Raw genomic sequence first — 12,944 nt, forward strand, 5'->3', positions numbered from 1 at the left:
CCCGCTACCGCGTATCCTCCACCCCTGGCCCAGCGAGCGGTTTCGCCGTCGTCACCCGAGGCAGGAGCCGTATGCGGTAATACCGCACGTACGGATCTGTGCGGGGGGTGCCTCGTGAGAGGCATTCCTACCGCAACTAGGTGCCGGAGCCTAATAGAATGCCGCCTCCGGTCTGCCCAGTCTAGCCGTTGATCGTGCATCCGAACCCGGAAGCCAGTTGTTAAGGCTTCGTAACCTGTTGAAGTATAAATAAAATGTAAGAGGTGGTGTCTCGTGTGATTCTGTTATTCTCGAATGGTTCAAAACTGACAGGTGCCTGGTGGGGCGCTGAGAGCAGGCTCTCCCACCGGCGATACAGGACAAGTCAGACCACCTGAACCATGGGATTTACATCATGAATATGAAATCACTGCTCGTTTTTCTGTCTCTGAGTGCCACCTCGTTGGGTGCCGTTGCGGGTGATACCGCCGACGCCGCGCTGGGTGGAGGTATTGGCGGCGCACTGGGGGCCGCCATCGGCAACGAGGTGGGTGGCAGAGACGGAGCGATTCTTGGCGGGGCTGTCGGTGCGGCAGCGGGAACGGCCGTGACCACCCGGGACCAAAGGGAACACGATCGCGATTATGATTATGATCGCCGTCGGTATGACGATGATCGCAGGTCTTACCGGAAGTCTCGTGGCCATTTCTGCCCACCGGGTCAGGCGAAAAAGGGTAACTGCTGAGACGCTTGTGTGTTTCCGGGCGTAGAGGGCGCGTTGTGGATATCACCGCTGGAGGAATTGATGTGTAACCTGCAGGACGTGATGTCCGGAGCCTGGTGACTGCTGAATAGTCAATCCATCCAGTTCCAGGGGGGCGCGTCCAGAAGCCCCTGGCCAAGAACGCGGGTTTCACCCAGCTCTTTGTTCAGTGCGATGGAATGGCAATCGTCGTCTGCTTCCAGAGCGGCTACCAGTCGAGGGGCATGGGAAACAACCCACACCTGGGTTTCCCGCGAGGCGCGAATGATCAGTCGGCCGAGGGCCGGAAGCAGGTCGGGATGCAGGCTTGTTTCGGGTTCGTTCAGCACCAGTAGTGATGGTGGGCGGGGTGTGAGCAGCGCGGCAACCAACAGCAGGTAGCGAAGGGTGCCATCAGAAAGCTCGGCCTGATTCAGGGGGCGGAGCAGGCCGGCCTGCTCAAATTCCAGGACGAAACGGTTGCCTGCGTCTGTGCTGAACCCGAGCCTCGCTCCGGGAAAGGCATCTTCAATAGCGCTGTGCAGGCCCTCCCGGTCGCCGATTTCGTGAATGGTACGCAGGGCTGCAACCAGGTTATGGCCATTGTGGTCCAGCACCGGGGTGCGGGTCCCGATTTGCGGGGTGCGGATGCTGGAGTGTTGATCGGTGCGGAACTGATCGTAAAAGCGCCACTGCCTGATGGCCTGCCGGACGGCATGGACTTCAGGTATAGCCACAGGATCACTGATCTCGCTCAGAATGCTCTCATAGGTGTTTAGCCGGGTGTCGTAGACCTCCCATTTCCGCCCTGAACGTACTTTGACAACCGGCCCGACGCGATCAATCAGACAACTGCTTGGGCGGCAGACATCACCCACCCAGATACATTCGCGTTTTATTTCAGGGTCGAGCTGGAACATGCTGGGTTCCTGATAACCTGCAAACCCCGTGGAGGCCGGAATCCCAAGAGAAATCGCGTAGCCGAATTCTTCGCCGGCAAACCCCAGCCGTAGGCGGGATGGGGTGTTCCCGGCGGTCCCCTGAACGGGCGCTGAGCCGTCCCGCATCTCCTTTGAGAACTGGCCAGGCCCTGCCCAGAAGGTGTAGTCCAGGCCGCCCTCTTCCGCCAGGGAGGAGATCAGGTTGCCTTTTGCCGTTTCCGCCAGCAGGCGCAACGATTTATAGAGGTTTGATTTGCCACAGCCGTTCGGACCGGTAACAACGTTCAGGCCCGCCAGCGGTGCGACCACGTCTCTGAGGCTGCGATAGTTGGAAACGGCAAAGGCTTTGATCATGATCCGGGCCGAACCTGTTTCTTGAAGAAGGTTAGAGGTGCGCCTGCAACGAGCAGGAGAGGGCCAATGAGTCTGGATTTTCCCATGGATGCTTCTCTTTGCCATAAGTGATCTTGTTTCGCGAAGAGAATATCATTTTGTGATCCCACAGTTTGAGCTAGGTTGCTCAATGGGATCCGGGAGGCTGCATGTCCGGGAGGCTGCATGACTGGAGAACACGCTGTTGTAGGCCGCCCACTTGAACGCTTTCTGATACACCCAGAATCTAAACAGTCCAGGTGAGAACCATGGCCCCTGATCTAACCAAACATCCCGATATCGAGAAGCTCGGCGAGTTGCTGGCCGGCTTCCCCCATATCCGGGTTGCCGCTCTCTTTGGTTCTATAGCTCGGGGAACCGCCCGGCCAGACAGTGATATAGATGTTGCCGTTCAGGCTGACAAAGAGCTCCGTGCGGATGAGCGTATTACCTTAACGGAAGCCATTGCTCTGGCCTTCAACCGCCCTGTGGACCTGGTGGACCTGCGCACAGCCGGGCAGCCTTTACTGGATCAGATTGTCAGCACGGGCATACAGGTCGTCGGCACACGCCACCAATGGGGTGACCTGATTTATCGCAATATCATGGAGAACGAGGACTTTGTCCCTTACCAGAAACGTATCCTCGAAGGTCGACGCAACGCATGGATGAACAACTCGTAGCATCGATACTGAGCTGGCGTCTCGCATGCGGAAGTCCGTGGGATTCCGAAATGTGATGGTTCACAATTATGACGATGTGAACTGGGAGATCGTGTACGCGATTTGCAGTAAGCACCTTGGCGATTTTCGGGTCTTTGCCAAGGTGTTTTCAGATTTGATTGCGTAGATGGGGAAGTCTGCGTAGATCCTCTGAGAAAAAGGTGTTTGCTGCCGTCGTTTCTTTCCCTATTTGGCGAGCAATGATCGGCTTGTTTTTTAGTGGCCGGCCACAAATGGCGGAGCAGCGAGCTCAGGGATATCACCCTCAATCATCATGTTCTTGGAGTATTTGTAAGCATCAGCTTCGAGTTGGGTATTGGTGAGCATTTGTTTACCATAGGGCTCCGGTTGCCAGTGACGGCTACTGAAATGGATGACTCTTCAAGGAAAGAAGGAGCAAAGTAATGAGCAAAAAAGTTGTGCTATTGGGTGACTTGGGGACTGACCACCAAGGATTTCCACCCACTCCGGTGATTGCCGGCTCACCCGATGTGTTGATTGATGGCAAACCCGTCGCCCGCGTTGGCGACCCTCTCGCGCCACACTCCAAACCAAAGCACCCTCCTCATCCTCGTGCTATTGCCGCGGGTTCCGCAACGGTACTGAAATGGCATTCCAGCCGCGGTGACCGGCAGCGCAGTTTCTTGTGGTGGTGTCACTATCGGCAGTAGTAGCGTTGTGATTGGTGATAGCCATTTGCCTGCGCCGTTTTCAGGGATCTCACATACGCCGTCAAAGATCGCTTCACGGGCGGCGCCTCCTGCTACTGACTCTGGCAGCGCTATTCCTGAATCTCCAAAGACCAATGGTTCCGGGGGTGGTGCGAGCAATTCTGTGATGGGAGGCCCGCTAGCATCCAGTGTGGCTGGACCAACCCCGCCTCTATTCCAGTTGATGATGAGCTGAAATCCGAGATAGAGCCTGGCTTCCATGTTGTTCAGGCGCTGTGATGGTGTCGAAGCAGATCAGCAGTATTGAGAAGACGTTGAGGAACATTGAGCGTCTTCATCAGGAGAGTTACCGCAAACACGGCCATCTAAACCATCCGGAGTTCTTCGAGAAACGGCGGGCGCTTTTCAAGGAACTGGATTTTGCTTTGGGAAGCATTGCCCGCCGGGGAATGTCGCTGGATGACGATGCCAAGCTGAAACGAGCGCTGGGGTTGTCGTCGAAAAGTATTGTTAATCACTGGAATAAGGCTGGGGTGGGTGACATACCCGGGTACGCCACCAATTTTGAGCGGGTTGCGGCGGGCGCCAAGTATGCGAAGGGTGTTGGCTATCTCTCGATTGGGCTCGATGTTGCTGCTTCGGGAATGAAAATTCATGCGGCGTGCACAGCAGGGCAAGCGTCTGAATGCAGGCGCGTTAAGTACGTCGAAGGTGGTCGACTATCTGGTTCTGCCATTGGTGGCAGCGCGGGTGCATTTGCTGGACCATTAGTTTGTGGGGCCATAGGGCTTGCGACAGCAGGCCCAGGTGGTATCGCATGCGGAATCATAATGGCGGGTGTTGGTGGTTTCGCCGGCGGGGCAGTAGTTGGAGGCATCGGTGAAGATGTTGGTGAAGTAATTTACGAGGTAACGATAGATGAATGACACCCTCCAGATAACAGCTGCATTCATCGGGGTTGGAGCGCTCGGTTTGGGATTGGTTTCACTATGCATCATGCTCACCTTGGCCTTCTCTCGAGTGTCGAAAATCGAAGAAAGAATTTCGCGCCCCGGAACGTCTGCACTGGAACACCGGAAAATCTGGGGTAATGACCCTCTAGGCCGATTAATGAGAAGCGGCTATGTATTTACGTTTCTTGTTCTTCGATCAGTACCCTCGAGCCGGCTTAATCGGTCAGCGGCGAAAATTGGTGATGTATCCACACAATTGCCTTTGCGAATGACCCTGTGGGCGGTAGTGCCTCCGTTGCTTTTGTATGGTTGCGTTGCAGTGTTGTTAATTGTCGGCTTGCTCTTGTGAGGAGCATCTGTCGGCATTGTTGACTTCCTCAACGATGAGTGGTGTCCGGTTTAGCGGGGGCAACTACACGTGCGTAGCGTTCGGAGTTACGACCGCTGGAGTAGGTGGCGTGGCATGTGCGGTTATCGCGGGTGCGGTGTTTTTCAAGACAGTTGGCACTGATTTCTCCGTTTAAGTTTGTGAGCAAGTCGCTGCTGAGACAAATCCTTCATATCCATATAGCATCCCCGCATAGCCCATTTTTGAACCAATTTCCGCGAACGCCTGCTGCATAAGGCTTAGGGGTGGTTAACCCTAGGTTTCCAACAAAGTTATCCACAGCTTTTGTGTGTAAAGTAAGTGGCAATGCCGGTTTACGCATAAGCCGGTACTGACCAGAATACCGGTCCTTAACGTGATAGATTGCCTGCCCACGATCCGGCAAGGTTGTAAGGAAGCCGCTATGAAAGCTGTACTTAATGCTTATCTGAATACTTCGCTGGTGCTGCGCATTGGTGTTGCGCTTGTTCTGGGCCTGGTTGTCGGGCTGGTGGGCGGTCCCGGGGTGGCTGAATGGTTGAATCCGTTGGGGGATCTTCTTCTGCGGTTGCTGAAGTTCCTGATTGTGCCGATTGTTTTATTCACGCTCATGGTGGGGATCAATCAGGCCAACCTTGGCAGTATGGGGCGTGTGGGTCGAAAGCTGCTTGGCTTCTATGTGCTGACGTCGGCGCTGGCCATTACCGTGGGGTTGGTGGTGGCTTCGGTCTTTGCTCCGGGTAGCGGGCTGGAGCTCTCATCCTCGGCCAGTGTCGATGTGCCGGAGAACCCGGGGTTTGTTCGGGTATTGCTGAATATTGTTCCCACCAACATTGTGGGGGCCTTTGCCGAGCCGAATCTGCTGGGGATTATTTTCACTGCGGTGGTGTTTGGTGTTGCCCTGCTGAAGCTGCGGGAATCAGAGGCCCATAGTGAAGTGGCAGAGCGCGTTTACGGTGTGGTGTCCGGCCTGAATGAAGTCACTATGAAGGTAATGGCCGGGGTGCTCCAGTATGTGCCGATTGGTGTGTTTGCGATTGTTGCCAGTACCGCCGGTGCCCAGGGCATGGCCACCATTTTGGCGCTTGGGGACATGGTGATGGTGCTGTACATCGCCCTGGCGGTGATGCTGGTGGTGTATGCATTGCTTATGCGCCTGAATGGGGTGAATCTGAGGGACTTTGTTCGGGAGGCCCGGGCGGCGGTTGCAACGGCCTTTGCCACTCAGAGCAGCGCCGGCACACTGCCTCTGACCCTTAACGCAGCGCGGCGTTTGGGTGTGCCCCAGAGTATCTACGGGGTCAGCTTGCCGCTGGGCGCCACCATCAACATGGATGGCGCCGGTATTCGGATTGCGATTTCGGCGGCGTTCGCCGCCAATGTCATCGGGGTGCCCCTGGATGTCATCACTATGCTGGAGATTGTTCTGATCGGCACCTTGGCGTCCATCGGCACAGCAGGCGTGCCGGGTGCGGGGATTGTGATGATTGCCACGGTGTTTGCCCAGGTGGGGCTGCCCATTGAAACCGTGGCGCTGCTGGTGTCCATCGATGCTCTGGTGGGGATGGGCGCAACTGCCATGAATGTTACCGGGGATCTGGTCTGCACCTCTGTAATCTCCCGTTCCGAGGAAAAATACGAGTTGGCGCCACAAACCCCGATAGCGCCAGAGCGACAGTCGTCCTAGGAAACTTTCGTTTTGCTCAAATGGGCTTTTGTGATGTGCGGGCCAGTGATCATGGATGATCTTTTGACATCAAAGTCATGGCAGAGTTATCCAGGTAACTCACGCCAGGCTCCCCCGTGACTTCGCGCAAAAGCGCGGCAGCGATGGTGTCGGCTCTGACCGGGCGATAGCGCTTCGGGATAACGGGTGCCAGCAGGCGGCTGGCCATCAACCCCAGTTTTTCGGCGGGCCGGCTTTCTTCTCGTTCAGCGTCGATCAGCGACGGCCTTGCCAGTACCACGCGCTCAAAGCCCATCCGGGCCACGGCTGATTCCACCTCGCCCTTGGTTTGTAGATAAAAACTCCGGCTTTTCTCGTTTGCTCCGAGCGACGAATTCAGAACAAACATGCTGGCTGCCGACGGCGCCAAGGATCATCAGCTTCATCGGGAACTCCTTTTAGTGGGCATTACCGGGTCAACCGGGGAAATGGTATCCTCTCCCCCGAATTTATAGTTCGCAAATCAAGCCAAAGTGCCGGCACCCGGTAGGTTACCTTTAATCCGGAATCTGAGTGTTACCCATGAGAATCATTATTCGTTATTTTTTCCGCGCCCTGCGTCTTGTCCTGACGCCGTTCATGCTGCTCAGCGAAAAGCTCAGCACACCCAAGGGTGTAACTCGCAGTGCTGAACAGCAAGCCAGCGTTGACGAGGCCAGCAAAAACCTTGCCCTGTACCAGTTCAAAGCTTGCCCATTCTGCATCAAGGTGCGTAAGGAAATCGCCCGGCTGGGGTTGAACATTGAAACCCGCGATGCCCAGCACGACCCGCAGCATCGTGCCGCGCTGGAGGCTGGCGGTGGTCAGGTCAAAGTGCCTTGCCTGAAGATTCGTCAGGAGGATGGCAGTGAGCAGTGGCTTTACGAATCCGATGACATCAAGGCCTGGCTGCAGGAGCGATTCGAGCCGGGTGTTGAAAGCCGGGCCTGAGTTCAGGTCATTTAATGAGTGCCTTTAATCATTGCAGAGAACGCTATGCCAATCGAAAAGAATCAAGTGGTCCTGTTTCACTACATCGTGAGAGATGAGCAGGGCAATGAAGTTGAAAATTCCCGTGGCGGAGAGCCGAACGCCTACCTGCATGGCCACGGCGGTATTATCCGGGGGCTGGAAGAGGCTCTGGAAGGCCGCGAGGCAGGCGATACCTTCAGTGTAACGGTGTCACCGGACAAGGCCTATGGCGCTCGCAGGCCAGACGCCATTCAGCGCGTACCGGTCAAGCATCTGATAGGTGCAAAGCGCTGGAAACCGGGCATGGTTGCCCAGGTGCAAACAGAGCATGGCCGTCGCCATGTGGTGGTTGCCAAGGTCGGGCTCAAGTTCGCCGATGTCGACACCAATCATCCGATGGCTGGTAAGACGCTGACCTTTGATATCGAGATTATCGAGGTGCGAGCGGCCGAGGCCGAAGAAATCGCCCACGGCCATGTTCATGGCCCGGGCGGTCATCATCATTAACTAAGGCCGTTGGCCATGGAAACGCCGGGTCGGGTTTTACTCGGCTGCGGCGGCTTCGTTCAATAGTTCCGGCTTTTTCAGTGCCCGGCTGAACAGTTCTTTTTCTTCCGCAATGGCCAGTGCGCATTGTTCGGCCAGTTCCTCTGACAACCCGCTGACCCTGCGTTGCAGGAAGGCGGCGACCTCTTCGGAAAGTTCGAGAATTTTGTCCCGGGCATCGGCTTCAGCTTTGGACGAAAACAGCATTTTGTCCGGGTTTTTCAGTGCCATGTCCAGTCCGTCCCTCTCGGAATAATAAAGTGCTTTTACGCCCATGGTATGCCATCGCCTCCGGGGTAATGATGGTTGGTAAGACCGTTGATAAGTGGGCAGCTTAACATAAATTCTGTATATTTATACAGTATTCTGGGCGGCGATGCCCGTGCGCGGGTGACGGCCATCGTTTTTGTTACTATGTTCGCCTTGCCCATCTCCAACCGATCTGATGCTCGACCATGACGTTGCCTTTCAAACTCCGCCCCTACCAACAGGAAGCCGTCGATGCCACGCTTGACCACTTCCGCAAATCGGATGAGTCTGCCGTCATCGTGCTGCCCACCGGTGCCGGTAAAAGCCTGGTTATCGCCGAACTGGCGCGCCTTGCCCGACGAAAGATACTGGTGCTGACCCACGTAAAGGAGCTGGTGGAGCAGAACCATGCCAAGTATGAGAGTTATGGCTTAACGGGCGGCATTTTCTCGGCCGGGCTGAAGCGCAAGGAAAACCGGCATCAGGTGACCTTCGCCAGTGTGCAGTCGGTCGCGGCGAACCTGGAGCAGTTCCGGGATGAATATTCGCTGGTCATTATCGATGAGTGCCATCGGGTCAGCGGTGAGGAAACCAGCCAGTATCAACGCATCATCGAGCTGCTGCGGCAGCAGAACGACTCCCTGAAAGTGCTGGGGCTTACCGCCACGCCCTATCGCCTGGCCATGGGCTGGATTTATCGTTATCACTACCGGGGCTTTGTTCGTGGCTCTGGTGAAGATCAGGCCAAGCCCTTCCAGCATTGCATTTACGAGCTGCCGTTAAGCTACATGATTAATAGGGGCTATCTGACAAAGCCCGAGCTGGTGAACGCGGCGGTGGCGCAATACGATTTCTCCGCCCTCACGCAGGACCGCTTTGGCGAGTATGCCGAGAAGGACGTCAACCAGCTGCTGAGCAAGCACAAGCGGGTGACCCGCGCCATCATTGAGCAGGTGGTGGAAATGGCGGCTGAGCGCAAGGGCGTGATGATCTTCGCGGCGACGGTGGAGCATGCGCGGGAGATCACCGGCTACCTGCCGGAGCACGAAACCGCCCTGGTGACCGGGGCGACCGACCTGAAAGATCGTGATTTTCTGATCCAGCGCTTCAAGCAGCGGCAGTTGAAGTACCTGGTGAACGTGTCTGTGCTCACCACTGGCTTTGATGCGCCCCATGTGGATTTGATCGCCATTCTTCGGCCAACCCAGTCGGTCAGCCTGTACCAGCAGATGGTGGGTCGCGGTCTTCGCCTGGACGAAGGCAAGCAGGATTGCCTGGTAATTGATTACGCCGGTAATCATGTAAACCTGCATCATCCGGAAGTGGGGGAGCCAAAACCCAATCCCGACAGTGAGCCAGTGCAGGTGTTCTGCCCCGGCTGTGGCTTTGCCAACATCTTCTGGGGCAAAACCGACAGCGAGGGCAGTGTGATCGAGCATTACGGTCGCCGTTGTCAGGGGCTGCTGGAGCCTGCGGAGGGGGATGGAGCGCGCGCCCAGCAGTGCGACTACCGTTTCCGCTTCAAGGAGTGCCCCCATTGCGGCGGTGAGAATGATATTGCCGCCCGTAACTGTGGGCACTGCCAGCAGGCCATTATCGACCCGGATGATCAGCTACGGGATGCCCTGAGGCTCAAGGATGCCATGGTGATTCGTTGCGCCGGGATTTCATTAAGTGCTGAAGGTTCCAGGCTGCGGCTGACTTACCATGGCGAAGATGGGGAAGAGTTGAAGGAGTCGTTCGACTTCACAAAGCCGGCCCAGCGCACCGGGTTCAACAAACTTTTTGGCAGAAGGGTTGCCAATGGCCAGGCTCCGAAAACGTTCAGCCGGGCAGATGAGGTGCTGGAAATGCAGGCCTTGTTGCGGGCTCCGGATTTCGTGATTGCCCGCAAGCACAAGCACTACTGGCAGGTACAGGAGCGGGTGTTTGATTATCAGGGGCAGTATCGGAAAGCGAATGAGGCGTGAGACGGTTATACTGGCCTGCGTTTAAATCTCTCAGAGATCCAAGTCGACCTTTTCAGGCTGTGTCCATGATGAAATCAATCGCCCTGTCGGTGCTGTTAGTTGTCCTTCTGGGGTTTGTCGGTGTTCAGTATTACATCACTTCCGTACCTGGCCTTGAGGCTCCGGTCACCGTTGGTGAAGTTCGGCAAGTGGAGTCGGAAAAGTCGCTGGTCGTTATTCTTGTGGACAGCGAGGGGCAGCGGTTTACCGTAGGCCTTCGGGGCGATACCGCCAAGCCGGAAGAAGCCGCACTTTTCTATATCCGGAATCCGGATGTTGTTCCCTATGTGTTCTGGCCGAGTTTCCGAAGTAATGATGAGAAGCGGGTTCTGGAACTTCTGGAAGATGTAATTGAATCTGGCGCGCCAGAGGATCCCGCTGTTCGCAGCATTTACGGGGTCTTGAAGGAACGCAACTGACACTCAAGATAGTCGCCTGAACACCAGCAATTGGTTGTTTGCAGGCATGGCATGGTTCTCCGCCAGAGTGAGACCCACCGATTCCGCAAGGGCCCTCAGATCTTCCCGGTCCCGGATGCCCATGTGGGGCGCGCGGGCTTTCAGGTATTGATCAAACTGTCGGTTGCTTTCACTGGTATACCGGCCCTGATTGTTAAAAGGCCCATACAGGCAAAAGGCGCCGCCCTCGGGCAGACGCTCGCCAATACCGCGAAACATCTGTCCGACTTCAGTCCACGCCATGATGTGGGCGGTGTTTGCGGAAAACGCCCAGGTGAAGGTTGCGACGGGCCAGGGAGCCGCACCTACGTCCAGTTCAATCACCGGCAGGATGTTGGGCAACCCGGCTTGCTCAAGGCGGGCGCGACAACTGTCCACAGCGTCCGGATGATCGGTCGGTTGCCACTGCAGGTGAGGCATCGCCGTCGCGAAATGCACCGCGTGCTGTCCGGTGCCTGTGCCCACCTCCAGTACTTTCCCCGGCGCATTAAAGGTCTCGCTGAGTTTCTCGAGGATGGGGGCTTTGTTGTTCTCACAAGCCTGGGAGTAGGGCAGGTTAGTGGCCATCGAGTTATGCCTCCTTTCCGGGTGCCGATCTGCTATTTTTCATTGGTACTATCTACATTGTTATAAATCGCGGCATGTAAGCCCGAATCCGTTTACAAAAAGAGCAAGTCCATGAAAAAGATTCTGATTGCCCTGGCGTTTGTAGTCTTCGGCCTGTTCCAGCTGCAGGGCGGCAACGTTGATTTCTTTCCGGGAGCCCCGGAGCAATCCAGCGAATCCGGTCTTTCCGCGCAGGAGCAGGAGCTTTATAACACGCTTGAGCGGATTCGGCAGAATGGGCCTTATCCTTACACGCGTGATGGCATCACCTTTGAAAACCGTGAACGACTCTTGCCGTCCAAGCCTAAAGGGTACTACCGGGAATACACGGTGGATACGCCGGGGCTATCGCATCGGGGGCCGCGCCGAGTGGTAACGGGTGGGAATCCACCGGAAGTGTTCTACTACACGGAAGACCACTACAGTACGTTCACCCGTATCCAGGGGCATAGAGATGAGTAAGCAGGATGATAAGTCCTCTGTCATCACCTGGCAGCACAGTGATCAACTGGATCCACGGGCTATTCCGCTGGATAAGGACGGCAAGCTGAATAAGAAGACAGTGCTGAGCAGGCTCAGAGAGTTCTTTAATTTTCCGGACTATTTCGGCAATAACTGGGATGCGGCCTATGACCTGCTGCTTGATCAGGTCGATCAACTGGAAGGCCCTGTGCTTTGGCTATTTTCGATTGATGACAAATCCGAAGTGGATGAGACTGACCTGGAAGTTTGGGGTCAGCTGATGAAAGATCTCTGCGCTTACGCCGAGCCTTTGGGGGTGCGGCTGAGGGTTATAGTACAGGTGGGCTCGAAGCCTGTTTGATGTGTTTAGGCGCGTATTGTGGTGCGTGCCAAGTGATAAAGCGGCAACTGGAGATACCTGCTAAAGAGAATAGGAAGCATGCATTATCTGTTCTCTCAGCAATTATTTCCTGATTCAGTTATACTGCGTTAGTGAACCCGGCGAATATGCCAAGACTTAACATGGATAATATAATGAGCAAGAAAGCCGTAAAATCGACTTTGACTTCCGCCGAGATTGAGGCGCAGACAGCGGCCTTTTTGAAGTCTGGTGGGCGTGTTGAACATGTGGGAAAAGGTAAGAGTGGGCAGCTGACCACTGCTGGCCCGAAGCAGATTAACCTGAAGAGCAATTGATGATCCGGCAATAACCTGAGCAAGCCGTAATGTTACTGTTTTCCGGGTAGGATCAATAAAAAAGGCAGCCGAGGCTGCCTTTTTTCATTACGTATATTATCTGTTAATTACAGACCAATAACGTTCTCTGCCTGCGGGCCTTTCTGGCCGTCGGTCACTGTGAATTCAACTTCCTGGCCTTCGGCCAGAGTCTTGAATCCGCCACCCTGAATAGAGCTGTAGTGAACGAATACGTCTGCACCGCCTTCACGAGTACCTGAATCCGTGAGTTCAACCGGCTGAAACTGTATCCAAAGCCTGCAATAACAAGGCCTTGGGCGATATAATAGCACCTGACATCCATTCACCCAGTCAGTGCTTTCGGCTCATGCGTACCTTCACTCTCCAGCAATCCCGAACCGAAGTCTATACACCCAATGGCGGGCTGGCCCTGGTCGGTCATTGCCTGAACCGGCATACATCGCTCACCAAAACCGCCCGCACCGTCGTCAAGC

At 55.6% G+C, this 12,944-nt stretch carries 17 protein-coding genes and 1 pseudogene; 13 read left to right on the top strand and 5 right to left on the bottom strand.

Features of this window, described 5'->3' with window-relative positions; all coding sequences use genetic code 11:
• Positions 1-394: 394 nt before the first annotated feature.
• Positions 395-724 (top strand): hypothetical protein, encoded by a 330-nt coding sequence (locus AC13DJ_RS00280; RefSeq protein ID WP_023011218.1) that lies wholly within the window; start codon positions 395-397, stop codon positions 722-724.
• 110 nt (positions 725-834) lie between these two features.
• Here the strand turns inward: AC13DJ_RS00280 and AC13DJ_RS00285 are convergent, their stop codons facing one another.
• Positions 835-2,016: an AAA family ATPase gene (locus tag AC13DJ_RS00285; RefSeq protein ID WP_474540952.1), complete on the bottom strand. Its 1,182-nt coding sequence runs from the start codon at positions 2,014-2,016 to the stop codon at positions 835-837.
• Between the two features lie 287 nt (positions 2,017-2,303).
• Here AC13DJ_RS00285 and mntA point away from each other — a divergent pair, with 287 nt between their 5' ends.
• The 5 genes from mntA to AC13DJ_RS00310 all read left to right on the top strand — a co-directional run bounded on the left by mntA (position 2,304) and on the right by AC13DJ_RS00310 (position 6,434).
• Positions 2,304-2,717, top strand: coding sequence for a type VII toxin-antitoxin system MntA family adenylyltransferase antitoxin (gene mntA / locus AC13DJ_RS00290; protein WP_474540953.1), 414 nt, complete (start codon positions 2,304-2,306; stop codon positions 2,715-2,717).
• Between the two features lies 1 nt (position 2,718).
• Positions 2,719-2,883, top strand: a complete 165-nt coding sequence (hepT, locus tag AC13DJ_RS00295; RefSeq protein WP_474540964.1) for a type VII toxin-antitoxin system HepT family RNase toxin — start codon at positions 2,719-2,721, stop codon at positions 2,881-2,883.
• A gap of 277 nt (positions 2,884-3,160) precedes the next feature.
• Positions 3,161-3,427, top strand: a complete 267-nt coding sequence (locus AC13DJ_RS00300; RefSeq protein WP_474540955.1) for a PAAR domain-containing protein — start codon at positions 3,161-3,163, stop codon at positions 3,425-3,427.
• Between the two features lie 278 nt (positions 3,428-3,705).
• Positions 3,706-4,353: a hypothetical protein gene (locus AC13DJ_RS00305; protein ID WP_474540956.1), complete on the top strand. Its 648-nt coding sequence runs from the start codon at positions 3,706-3,708 to the stop codon at positions 4,351-4,353.
• A gap of 818 nt (positions 4,354-5,171) precedes the next feature.
• A complete protein-coding gene (locus AC13DJ_RS00310) occupies positions 5,172-6,434 on the top strand; it encodes a dicarboxylate/amino acid:cation symporter (protein WP_474540957.1) in 1,263 nt (420 codons plus the stop codon).
• Positions 6,435-6,483: 49 nt separating this feature from the next.
• Here the strand turns inward: AC13DJ_RS00310 and AC13DJ_RS00315 are convergent, their stop codons facing one another.
• Positions 6,484-6,822 carry a Rossmann-fold NAD(P)-binding domain-containing protein gene (locus tag AC13DJ_RS00315; protein WP_199456706.1) on the bottom strand — a complete coding sequence of 113 codons (339 nt, stop codon included), beginning with the start codon at positions 6,820-6,822 and terminating at the stop codon, positions 6,484-6,486.
• Between the two features lie 173 nt (positions 6,823-6,995).
• Here AC13DJ_RS00315 and AC13DJ_RS00320 point away from each other — a divergent pair, with 173 nt between their 5' ends.
• Positions 6,996-7,403, top strand: coding sequence for a glutaredoxin family protein (locus AC13DJ_RS00320; protein WP_474540958.1), 408 nt, complete (start codon positions 6,996-6,998; stop codon positions 7,401-7,403).
• A gap of 45 nt (positions 7,404-7,448) precedes the next feature.
• Complete coding sequence (locus AC13DJ_RS00325; protein ID WP_058341600.1) at positions 7,449-7,931, top strand: FKBP-type peptidyl-prolyl cis-trans isomerase; 483 nt, start codon at positions 7,449-7,451, stop codon at positions 7,929-7,931.
• Positions 7,932-7,967: 36 nt separating this feature from the next.
• Here AC13DJ_RS00325 and AC13DJ_RS00330 read toward each other — a convergent pair whose 3' ends face one another.
• Positions 7,968-8,246 carry a YebG family protein gene (locus AC13DJ_RS00330; protein WP_273133206.1) on the bottom strand — a complete coding sequence of 93 codons (279 nt, stop codon included), beginning with the start codon at positions 8,244-8,246 and terminating at the stop codon, positions 7,968-7,970.
• Between the two features lie 179 nt (positions 8,247-8,425).
• On the opposite strand from AC13DJ_RS00330, the gene radD reads away from it, so the two are divergent.
• Together radD and AC13DJ_RS00340 are read left to right on the top strand one after the other, a co-directional pair.
• Positions 8,426-10,189, top strand: a complete 1,764-nt coding sequence (radD, locus tag AC13DJ_RS00335) for a DNA repair helicase RadD (RefSeq protein WP_474540960.1) — start codon at positions 8,426-8,428, stop codon at positions 10,187-10,189.
• 65 nt (positions 10,190-10,254) lie between these two features.
• Positions 10,255-10,647, top strand: coding sequence for a hypothetical protein (locus AC13DJ_RS00340; RefSeq protein ID WP_288372605.1), 393 nt, complete (start codon positions 10,255-10,257; stop codon positions 10,645-10,647).
• 3 nt (positions 10,648-10,650) lie between these two features.
• Here the strand turns inward: AC13DJ_RS00340 and AC13DJ_RS00345 are convergent, their stop codons facing one another.
• The gene (locus AC13DJ_RS00345) at positions 10,651-11,253 is read right to left on the bottom strand and encodes a DUF938 domain-containing protein (RefSeq protein ID WP_474540961.1); all 603 of its coding nucleotides are present in this window, start codon (positions 11,251-11,253) and stop codon (positions 10,651-10,653) included.
• 111 nt (positions 11,254-11,364) lie between these two features.
• Between AC13DJ_RS00345 and AC13DJ_RS00350 the strand changes: the two genes are divergently transcribed.
• The 3 genes from AC13DJ_RS00350 to AC13DJ_RS00360 all read left to right on the top strand — a co-directional run bounded on the left by AC13DJ_RS00350 (position 11,365) and on the right by AC13DJ_RS00360 (position 12,450).
• The gene (locus AC13DJ_RS00350; protein WP_474540962.1) at positions 11,365-11,754 is read left to right on the top strand and encodes a guanyl-specific ribonuclease; all 390 of its coding nucleotides are present in this window, start codon (positions 11,365-11,367) and stop codon (positions 11,752-11,754) included.
• Positions 11,747-12,115 carry a barstar family protein gene (locus AC13DJ_RS00355; RefSeq protein ID WP_474540963.1) on the top strand — a complete coding sequence of 123 codons (369 nt, stop codon included), beginning with the start codon at positions 11,747-11,749 and terminating at the stop codon, positions 12,113-12,115. Before AC13DJ_RS00350 ends, AC13DJ_RS00355 begins: the two co-directional genes overlap by 8 nt.
• 173 nt (positions 12,116-12,288) lie before the next feature.
• Positions 12,289-12,450: a hypothetical protein gene (locus AC13DJ_RS00360; protein ID WP_022987912.1), complete on the top strand. Its 162-nt coding sequence runs from the start codon at positions 12,289-12,291 to the stop codon at positions 12,448-12,450.
• A 107-nt stretch (positions 12,451-12,557) separates the two neighbouring features.
• Here the strand turns inward: AC13DJ_RS00360 and AC13DJ_RS00365 are convergent.
• Positions 12,558-12,704, bottom strand: a pseudogene (locus AC13DJ_RS00365) (cold shock domain-containing protein); the annotation flags it as partial.
• Positions 12,705-12,944: the final 240 nt, after the last annotated feature.

It is taken from the genome of Marinobacter sp. L-46, from assembly GCF_056859535.1.

Bases quoted from the DNA above. Each gene is read 5' to 3' on its own strand.
- AC13DJ_RS00355 (WP_474540963.1), top strand. From the start codon at position 11,747: ATGAGTAAGCAGGATGATAAGTCCTCTGTCATCACCTGGCAGCACAGT.
- AC13DJ_RS00325 (WP_058341600.1), top strand. From the start codon at position 7,449: ATGCCAATCGAAAAGAATCAAGTGGTCCTGTTTCACTACATCGTGAGA.
- AC13DJ_RS00345 (WP_474540961.1), bottom strand. From the start codon at position 11,253: ATGGCCACTAACCTGCCCTACTCCCAGGCTTGTGAGAACAACAAAGCC.
- AC13DJ_RS00305 (WP_474540956.1), top strand. From the start codon at position 3,706: ATGGTGTCGAAGCAGATCAGCAGTATTGAGAAGACGTTGAGGAACATT.
- AC13DJ_RS00285 (WP_474540952.1), bottom strand. From the start codon at position 2,016: ATGATCAAAGCCTTTGCCGTTTCCAACTATCGCAGCCTCAGAGACGTG.
- AC13DJ_RS00360 (WP_022987912.1), top strand. From the start codon at position 12,289: ATGAGCAAGAAAGCCGTAAAATCGACTTTGACTTCCGCCGAGATTGAG.
- AC13DJ_RS00280 (WP_023011218.1), top strand. From the start codon at position 395: ATGAATATGAAATCACTGCTCGTTTTTCTGTCTCTGAGTGCCACCTCG.
- AC13DJ_RS00315 (WP_199456706.1), bottom strand. From the start codon at position 6,822: ATGTTTGTTCTGAATTCGTCGCTCGGAGCAAACGAGAAAAGCCGGAGT.
- AC13DJ_RS00340 (WP_288372605.1), top strand. From the start codon at position 10,255: ATGATGAAATCAATCGCCCTGTCGGTGCTGTTAGTTGTCCTTCTGGGG.
- mntA (WP_474540953.1), top strand. From the start codon at position 2,304: ATGGCCCCTGATCTAACCAAACATCCCGATATCGAGAAGCTCGGCGAG.
- AC13DJ_RS00350 (WP_474540962.1), top strand. From the start codon at position 11,365: ATGAAAAAGATTCTGATTGCCCTGGCGTTTGTAGTCTTCGGCCTGTTC.
- AC13DJ_RS00310 (WP_474540957.1), top strand. From the start codon at position 5,172: ATGAAAGCTGTACTTAATGCTTATCTGAATACTTCGCTGGTGCTGCGC.
- radD (WP_474540960.1), top strand. From the start codon at position 8,426: ATGACGTTGCCTTTCAAACTCCGCCCCTACCAACAGGAAGCCGTCGAT.
- AC13DJ_RS00300 (WP_474540955.1), top strand. From the start codon at position 3,161: ATGAGCAAAAAAGTTGTGCTATTGGGTGACTTGGGGACTGACCACCAA.
- AC13DJ_RS00320 (WP_474540958.1), top strand. From the start codon at position 6,996: ATGAGAATCATTATTCGTTATTTTTTCCGCGCCCTGCGTCTTGTCCTG.
- AC13DJ_RS00330 (WP_273133206.1), bottom strand. From the start codon at position 8,246: ATGGGCGTAAAAGCACTTTATTATTCCGAGAGGGACGGACTGGACATG.